The sequence below is a fragment of the Armatimonadota bacterium genome (assembly GCA_020354555.1).
In the GTDB taxonomy this organism is placed as follows: domain Bacteria; phylum Armatimonadota; class Hebobacteria.
Map to the genome: position 1 here is coordinate 2,732,325 of CP070648.1, position 8,622 is coordinate 2,740,946.

9 protein-coding genes are annotated in these 8,622 nt (G+C 67.9%); 3 read left to right on the forward strand and 6 right to left on the reverse strand.

All coding sequences use genetic code 11. The annotated features are described in order from the left end of the window. The 3 genes from JSV65_11210 to JSV65_11220 all read left to right on the forward strand — a co-directional run. Nucleotides 1-501 (forward strand): SAM-dependent methyltransferase (locus tag JSV65_11210; protein ID UCH33151.1); only part of this gene is annotated, 501 nt, incomplete at its 5' end. Between the two features lie 82 nt (nt 502-583). Beyond that, nucleotides 584-2,350 (forward strand): hypothetical protein, encoded by a 1,767-nt coding sequence (locus JSV65_11215; protein UCH33152.1) that lies wholly within the window; start codon nt 584-586, stop codon nt 2,348-2,350. Nucleotides 2,351-2,359: 9 nt separating this feature from the next. Beyond that, on the forward strand, nt 2,360-3,448 hold the full coding sequence (locus tag JSV65_11220) for an FAD:protein FMN transferase (GenBank protein ID UCH33153.1): 1,089 nt from the start codon (nt 2,360-2,362) through the stop codon (nt 3,446-3,448). A 42-nt stretch (nt 3,449-3,490) separates the two neighbouring features. Here the strand turns inward: JSV65_11220 and JSV65_11225 are convergent, their stop codons facing one another. The 6 genes from JSV65_11225 to rsxC all read right to left on the reverse strand — a co-directional run. After that, nucleotides 3,491-4,402, reverse strand: a complete 912-nt coding sequence (locus JSV65_11225) for an RnfABCDGE type electron transport complex subunit B (GenBank protein ID UCH36758.1) — start codon at nt 4,400-4,402, stop codon at nt 3,491-3,493. Nucleotides 4,403-4,418: 16 nt separating this feature from the next. Then, entirely contained in the window at nt 4,419-5,114 is a 696-nt protein-coding gene (locus tag JSV65_11230; GenBank protein UCH33154.1) for an RnfA-Nqr electron transport subunit, read from the reverse strand. Further along, nucleotides 5,102-5,758, reverse strand: coding sequence for an electron transport complex subunit RsxE (rsxE, locus tag JSV65_11235; protein ID UCH33155.1), 657 nt, complete (start codon nt 5,756-5,758; stop codon nt 5,102-5,104). The genes JSV65_11230 and rsxE overlap by 13 nt, the downstream gene beginning before the upstream one ends. Before the next feature lie 31 nt (nt 5,759-5,789). Next, nucleotides 5,790-6,428, reverse strand: a complete 639-nt coding sequence (locus tag JSV65_11240; protein ID UCH33156.1) for an FMN-binding protein — start codon at nt 6,426-6,428, stop codon at nt 5,790-5,792. A gap of 9 nt (nt 6,429-6,437) precedes the next feature. Beyond that, on the reverse strand, nt 6,438-7,481 hold the full coding sequence (locus JSV65_11245) for an RnfABCDGE type electron transport complex subunit D (GenBank protein UCH36759.1): 1,044 nt from the start codon (nt 7,479-7,481) through the stop codon (nt 6,438-6,440). A gap of 46 nt (nt 7,482-7,527) precedes the next feature. Next, a partial coding sequence (rsxC, locus tag JSV65_11250; GenBank protein ID UCH33157.1) for an electron transport complex subunit RsxC occupies nt 7,528-8,622 on the reverse strand: 1,095 nt, incomplete at its 5' end.

The following is an 8,622-nucleotide window of genomic DNA, read 5'->3' on the forward strand; positions in this document are numbered from 1 at the left end:
GAGATTCCGCTCATTCAGCGGTTCATACTCTTCCTCGGGCACCCGATCTACGCGCTGTCCGTGATTCTGTTCTCCTTGCTCGTCTTCGGCGGCATTGGCGCTTCGCTCACCGCCCGCTGGGTGCCGGAGCGTGCCGCCCGCGCCGCCGCTGCGGCTGCGGGCATCCTCGTCGTCCTGCTGTTGTTCTACATCCTGCCGCTGCCAGCGCTGCTCGCGCGCCTGATCGGGCTTGAACCGGCGGCGCGGGTCGCCGTCGCAGCCGGGCTTTTGCTCCCAATCGGGCTCGTCATGGGCATGCCGTTCCCGCTCGGCCTGAAGATCGCCAACGTGCGCTCCGCCGAGATCATCCCGTGGCTGTGGGCGGCCAACGGCGCCACGTCTGTTCTCGCGTCCGTGTTGGCGATAGCCATCGCCATCACCTCCGGCTTCAGCGCCGTGATGTTCATCGCGCTCGGCATGTACGCTCTCGCCGCCCTCATCGCCGTCGGACTCGCGCGCTGAGAACCGTGCAGGGACTCGATGCCGCGGCAGCCAAGAACGCCGCAGGATCATCCTCCAAGACAAGTCCCGGGTACCGGCAAGCATGAAAGGTCGCGCGCGACTGTCGCTCCACGCCGTTCTCGTTGCCTTCTTCCTCGTTGCCGGCTGCGGCTGTGCGCAAGCCGCCGGCGACTCCGTCAATGTCAAGGACTTCGGCGCGCAAGGCGACGGCGTCGCCGACGACACCGCGGCGATCCAGGCCGCTATTGACGAGGCCCAGAAACGCGCGCGCAGCGAGCCGTACCCGGGCGGCCCGTACTACGTCACCAGCCCCGCCGTGGTCTTCCCGAGCGGCAAGTATGTGATCTCAGACACGGTCAACCTCGCCGGCACCGTCATCAGGGGTGAGGGCTATGCCGTCATCGAACAGAGAGATCCGGACAAGGACGTCGTCCGCGCGGACTGGGCCTGGCGCATGACGATCGAGGGACTCACCTTCGTCGGCGGGCGAAGTCATGTCTCTCTCGCTAATCCTAACCTCGACACCGGACTGCTCGTCATCCGCGACTGCCGGTTCTACGGCAGCGCCGGACCGGCAGTCGAGTTCAGAGCAGGCACCAACTCGACCCTCGCCGTTATCAGCAACTGCATCTTCGTCTGCTGCCGCCAGGCGCTCATCACGCACACCGACGAAACCGCCGTGCGCGATTGCTGGATCACGTCGAGCATCGAGATGCGCGACCAGGCGGTTATCGAGCATCGCGGCGCGCGTCTCGTGATTGACCACCTCGTCGGCGTGCCGTTGGTCAACGGACACGACCAGCGCTGGATAGACAATCACGGCGCCAATCTCACCTGCGTCCACTGCCGCTTCGGCGGCGAGGGCGCGGGCTTCACGCCGGTCGTCAACTTCACCCGCTTCACCCCGCAGGCGTTCGGCTCGACCATCCTGCTCGACGACTGCTTCGTCGCCGCGCTCGGCAACAACGCCCGCGCGTGCGCGGTGTACTGCGAGGAGGTCCCGAACGGCTTGGAAGTCCGCGACTGCATCCTGACCGGCGTGCCGGCGGTCGTGGTGGACGAGAGCATTGATCTCAACACGTACTTCCGGGGCGCGCGGCCGGGGATGCTCAAGTTCGCCCTGGCGAACAACACGGGGGAGATGGCAGGGACGCTTCCCGAAGGGCTCGCCGATCCGGTGCTTGCGCCCGCCGCAGCGGCGCAGGACACGCCCGCCATGTCGCCCGCCGACACGCGCGAGGCACTGGCGCGCGCCCGCGAATTCCAGTTGAGTCGCACCTCGGAGCCGGCGCCGCCGAGCGAGTTCGGCGGGCACCGGCAGCAGACCGCCCCCGCCAAGTTCATCGAGATCACCCCGACCTCGCATCAGTGGGATCTCGACGACCACATGGACGCCACCACCGAGCGCAACTCCGCATACCTGGCCCTGGCGCCCGCGGCAGACGATGTCATCATCATGCGCCGGCGCCCGTCGCGCGGCAATTGGCCCCACGTGCTCATCCGCAATGTCGCCGTTGACCTCGACCGGTATCCCTACCTGACGTGGAAGCAAAAGGATTCCGGCACTGGCGCGCCCGCGACCCACGCCGTCAAGGTTCTGCACAAGGCGACCGGCACGCTGCTCCTGCTCCGCGAGGACGGCCTCGGCGCGAACGGGGGCTCGTGGCATCGCTACTATGCCTATAACCTGAAGGAGCTTTTCGGCCTCGAAGGCGGCGAGCACGTCTTCGACATCAAGTTCTACTACCTCGGCATCGGCCCCGGGGCGACCTCCGATCCCACGGATTTCACCTATGCGCAGCCGGGCGATTACATCGTCCTCGACTTCCTGCGCCTGGAGTCCGACTGAAGCACGGCGATGCGTAAGGACACATTCCTCGGCGCGGCGCTCATTCTCGCGCTGGCGGCACTGACCGGTGTGGCCCTGTGGCAGACGGCCGGGCGGCATGCCGGCGGACGCGTCGCGGTCACCCGTCACCCCGAACGCATCATGGGAACGACGTGCACGCTCGCCGCCGTCGTGAACTCGCGCGACACGGCCCGCGCCGAGGATGCGCTCCGTCGAGCGGAATCCGTCCTGCGCGCGGTCGAAGCGCGCATGAGCGTGTGGCTCGCGGATTCGGAGATCTCCCGCCTCAATGCCGCGTCGGCAGCCGAGCAGGTACCCCTATCGCGTGACACTGTGGCGGTGCTCCGCGCCGCTCGGGACGCCGCAGACCAAACCGGAGGCGCGTTCGATGCCACCATCGGCCCGCTCATCGAGCTATGGAAGCGCGCTGCCGAGCGCGATCGCGTGCCCACCCAGGCCGAGCTTGACGAAGCCCGCGCTGCGTCTCATTGGGACCTCATCGAGTTGACCGACGCGGGGGCAGTGAAACGCGGCGCGAGCGCGAGGGTGGACCTCGGCGGCATCGCCAAGGGTTACGCCATAGACCGCGCTGCGCAGGCGCTCCACCGCGCAGGCGTCGCGGGCGGCCTGGTTGATCTCGGGGGCGACTTGAAGTGCTTCGGGGAGCCGCCGGACGACCCGCACTGGACGGTGGAGGTCAAGAATCCATTGGGCGTCACGCGCCTCAGCCGCTTGCGGTTAGCCGGCGGAGCCGTCTGCACCAGCGGCAGCTATGCGCGCTTCACCGTCATCGAAGGCGAACGATACAGTCACATTATTGATCCCCGCACCGGCCGCCCGGCAGACGCGGCGCCGTCCGTGACCGTCATCGCAAGGAGTGCGCTCAGCGCGGACATCTGGGCGACCGCGCTGAGTGTGACCGGGCCGCACGGCTTCAAACGGCTGCCGAAGGGAGTCGAGGCGCTGATCGTCGCGGGGACGGGGGAGGACCATCGTATCCTTTGCACCGACGGGTGTCGACCGCTGTTCATGGACCCGCTGCCGCGGGTTACGCCTGCAGGCAGCGCACCACCGACGCGGGCCGGGTCTTCGCCCTAGCTCCGGCCGGTTCCATCACGAGGGGCGGCGAAGTGGGCCCGCCTACCCCCACCACTCGGTGTCGTCAACGGTGGTCTTGAAGTCGGCCTGGATCTCCTCGGGCAGTTCCTTATCGGCGACCGCGGCGAGGTCCTTCTCCGTCGGCTTGCCGACGAATGTCAGCCGCTTCCTCGGGCACTTCTCGAGGACCTTCACCAGCGCTTGGTCGCTCGGATCGTAGACGTCGTAGTTGATCTCGGGCAGCGCGCCGTCCACGGAAATCAGCTCTGGCGCAATGCGCGTGCAGGCCCGGCAGCCGAGACATCCGACCATGCATACCGCCCTCACGTCCGCGGCCGTGTCGTGATTGGAACACGCGACCACGAGCATGCGGTCGGATTTGAACGGCGCGAGGGTGATGATGTTGCGCGGGCACACGCGCGCGCACGCTCCGCAGCCGACGCACCGGTCGTAGTTGACGTTGGACAGCCCGTCCGTGACGCGTATCGCGTCGTAGTTGCAGGCGCGCTCGCAGTCGCCGAAGCCGAGGCAGCCGTAGGTGCAGCCCTGCACCCCCGCCACCAGGTTGACCGCCGCGCAGGTCGGCGCGCCGCGATACGCGGCGCGCTGCAAGCGCTGATCGGTGTGCGCCGAACAATGCACGACAGCCCGGTAGGGCAGGCTCTCGGCGACTTCGACGCCCATGATGTCGGCGAGTTCCATGGCCGCGGCGGCGCCGCCCGGCGCGCACAGCGACACCTCGGCCTCGCCCCTGGCCACGGCTTCCGCATACTCCGCGCAACCGACGAACCCGCAACCGCCGCAGTTGGCGCCCGGCAGCACGGCCAGCAGCGCCTCGACCTTGGGGTCCACCGCCACATGAAACCGCCGGTTCGCCCAGCCCAGCACGTGACCCATGGCCACCGCCAGCAACGCCAGCACGCCGGCCGCGAGTATCACTGCGACCGCGCTCAGCATCGGTCGATCATCCTCATTTGAGCAACACCGCGAGCGCGCCCTGCACGCCCTTGTCCACGCCGGTGAACCCCATGAATGCCATCGCCATTATGCCCGCGACGATGAGCGCGATGCCCGCGCCCTTGAGCGGCCGGGGGACGTCGCACAGGTCGAGTTCCTCCCGGATTCCCGCCATCAGCGATATCGCGATGGTGAAGCCGATCCCGCCGCCCAGCGCCAGCGCCAGCGCCTCGGCGAGCCCCCACAGCTTGGTCGCGTCCTGCATGTGCTTCATGATCTCGAGCGACGCGAAGAGAATCGCGCAGTTGGTCGTGATCAGCGGCAGGTATACACCGAACGACTTGTACAGCGGCGGGAAGAACTTGCGCACGTACATCTCGACGAACTGCACCGACGAGGCGATGACGAAGATGTAGATGATGTAGCTGAGCACGGACAGGTCAACCGTGACCGCGGGATCGCCGCCGGCCGTCCGCCACACCCACGCCGGCAGCGGCGCGCCCGGCCGCAGCAGGTAGTACGTCAGCGCCCAGTTGAGGAGCGACGCGATCGAGATGACGAACGTCACCGCGCAGCCCATGCCGAAGGCGGTATCCACGCGCCGCGACACGCCGAGGAACGGGCAGATCCCCACGAAGTAGTGCAGCACGAAGTTGTTGATCAACGCCGCGCCGACGAATATGAGAATCAGGGTCGTCAGCGTCTCCATGACCACAGCATCCTCACCGTCTTCCATATCGCGGTTTGCGCCTGGCGGTGGCTCGCCCACTCCGCGACGCCGAGCAGCAGGCCGAGCGTCAGGAACGCGCCCGGCGGCAGCACCATGATGCCCCACCCCGGCCATCCCGCGGGCAGCGCCGGGAGCCCGAACCACGTCCCCGACCCCAGGATCTCGCGCACCGTCGCGATGCTCGCGAGCGCGATCGCGAATCCCAATGACATGCCGACACCGTCGGCCAGCGCGACCCCGACCTTCTGCTTCGACGCGCAGATCTCACAGCGCGAGATGATGACGCAGTTGACGATGATCAGCGGCACGTACGGCCCGAGCTGCTTGCTCATCTCGTACATATACGCCGCGAGGAATCGGTCCGCGATGGTCACGAATGTCGCGATCGTCAGCGTGAACACGAGGATGCGCAGGTGCGGCTTGAGCTGGCCGCGGATCAGGCTGATCAGCACGTTGGCGCAGATCAGGACGAACGCCGTCGCCCCCGCCATCGTCATCGCCGGCTTCATCCCATTGGTCACCGCCAGCGTCGGGCACATCCCCAACAGCTGCCGATAGACCGGGTTCTCCGGCAGGATCCCGTTGATGAACCGCTCCAGTGCTGTCGGTCCGTCCTGCGCCATACTTGGCCTTGCTTCCCTCTCGGAGGTTCGCCTATCGCGTGGCGGCGGGAATCGCCGGCCCCGCGCCGGCGGCGGCCGCCTGCTGCCTGACGGGCTCCTTCAAGTTGGCGATCGTTCCGTTGACGATCGCCGCGACGCTCTCCGAGGAAACCGTTGCGCCGGTCAGCGCGCGGATCTCGTTATCGGCCTGCGGCTCGGACTTCACTATCGCCACCGGCTGATCGGTCGGTTTGCCCGCGAACCGGGCACGGAAGTCCTCACTCGTGATGTAGTTGCCCAGGCCGGGCGTCTCTTTCTGCTCCAGCACGTACAGCCCAGTGATAGTGTCCAACCGCGCGTCGAGGCCGATGAGCAGTTCGATGCGATCCGCGAAGCCCTGGCCCTCGCCGGGCAGCACCCAGCCCACGTGGTCGCCGTCGGCGTCAAACACCCGGTACACGCGCGCTTGCTTGCCGTCCGTGCCCTCGACCACGAATTCGGCCGTCTTCGCCTTGTCCGCACCCGCAACGAGGTCGGGGATCACGTCGAAGGTCTCCGCCCGCTTGTTCGCCGCGATCTTGCCGCTCACCGCGGTCTGGACGCCCGCCAGCGCGCCGCCGTACGCCAGCGCCAGGAGAATCACAAGCCAGGCCTGGCCGATATAACCGCCTCGCGTCTGTGCTGCGCTCATGGTCGGCTCTCAGGTTCTCGCCGGCACCGGCCCCCCGACCGGGCGCGGAATCGTCCACCGGTTGAGCAGCGGCGTCACCGCGTTCATCACCAGCACCGCGAACATCACGCCTTCGGGATAGCTGCTGAACACGCGAATCATGATCACCAGCGCCCCGACACCCAGCCCGAATATGAACTTGCCTGTCGTGGTCAGCGGAGTCGTGACCGGATCGGTGGCGATGAAGAACGCGCCGAACAGCAGCGCGCCGCCGACGACATGGTGCAGCGCCGCAAACGGCGTCACGCCCGCCCAGTTCGCCGCGCCGGAGAGAAGGAATGCGGACAGGATCACCCCCGTCGGAATCTCCCACGACGCCGAGCGCCGCGCGCACAGGTAGATACCGCCAATCAGCACCGCCAGCGCGCTCGTCTCGCCCAGCGATCCGTTGACCTGTCCGACGAACAGCGGCCACAGCGCGCGCGCCGACTCGAACTGCAACTGCACATCACCCGCGACCGCCCTGCCCGTCGCGAGAGTCGCCGCAAACTGCTTGGCCGCCGTGAGCGGCGTCGCCTGGGTGACGACGGTCAGGCCGGCCTGCGCGGAGACGTACGCCGACGCGCCCAGTGCCTTGGCGAAGCTGAGCATGACGAACGCACGGCCGACCATCGCCGGGTTAAAGATGTTGTAGCCGAGGCCGCCGAACACCATCTTGCCGAGCCCGATGGCGACGACCGCGCCGATCACGGCGACGTACCACGGCGCGCTCCACGGCAGCGACAGGCCGAGGATCACTCCCGTGACGGCGGCCGAGAGGTCTCCGAGGCGCGCCGGCTTGCCGCGCATCCACGTGAAGACCGCTTCCGCCGTGAGGCAGGTGAGCACGCACAAGCCGACCTGCGCTACCGCGTACCAGCGAAACAGGAAGACCGACGCGGCCATCACCGGCGCCAGGCCGATCAGCACGTCGCGCATCATCCACCGCGTCGTCACGGCCGTCGCCGACAGGTGCGGCGACGGGGCGACGTGGAGGGTCGGGATGCCCGTTTCCTCTGCCGCCGTGTCTTCGATCTGTTCCGGCACTTGGCTCGACTCTTCCCGTCGCCGATCGTCGGCGCTACGATCCGGCGACCTTCCTCTGCATCACCTTGCCCAACCGAATGAGCTGCACCAGCGGCACGCTCGCCGGACAGACGTAAGCACAGCAGCCGCACTCGATGCACGCGTTCATGTGGTAGCGCTCGGCAAGCTCCAGATTGCCGGCCTGCGCCGCGAGCGCGATCTTCGTCGGCACCAGCCGCAAGGGGCACACATCCGCGCAGCGGCCGCACCGCACGCACGTCGTCTGCGCCGCCTTGCGGACTTCTCTGCGTGTCAGAACCGTCAGCCCGCTCGTGCCCTTCGTCACCGGGACGTCAAGGCTGCCGATGGTGAAGCCCATCATCGGGCCGCCGGCCACCACGCGCGACACCTCCGGCGTCAGGCCGCCGCAGTACTCGATCACCTCGCGATAGCTCACGCCAACCGGCACCAGGAGGTTCTTCGGCTGCTTCACGGCGCCGCCGGACACGGACAAGATGTGATGCGTCAGCGGCTTGCCCCGGACGACCGCGCGCGCCAGCGCCGCGCAGGTGCTGACGTTGAGCACCACGACGCCGACATCCAGCGGCAATCCACCCGTGGGCACCGCCTTGCCAAGCACGGCGGCGGTGAGCTGTCTCTCCCCGCCCTGCGGATACTTGGTCTTCAGCACGCGCATCCGCACCGGCGTTCCCCGCATCGCGCCGCGCAGCGCCTCGGCGGCCTGCGGCTTGTTATCCTCGGTGCAGACGATGACCTCCGCCGCTCCGGTGGACCGCTGCGCCAGCAGCGCGCCGCTGACGATCGCCTCCGGGGCGTGCCGCATCAGTGCGGAGTCGGCGGTAAGGTACGGCTCGCATTCGCAGCCGTTGACGAGCAGCGTCTGAATCGGCTTCTCGTCATTCCGCCGCAGTTTCACGTGAGTGGGGAATGCGGCGCCGCCGAGCCCGACCAGCCCGGCCTCGCGCGCGGCATCGGCGATTTGCCCCGGCTCGTAGTGCTCGAACCCGTCGGTCGGCCATTCGCCGCCGAACAGATCCTCGAGCAGTGCATCGCCGGAAAGGGGCTGCTCGTCGGCCGCCTTGATGGGCACGACGGCGACGTGGCGGCCGTTGGGGAGCGTCGCGACCGA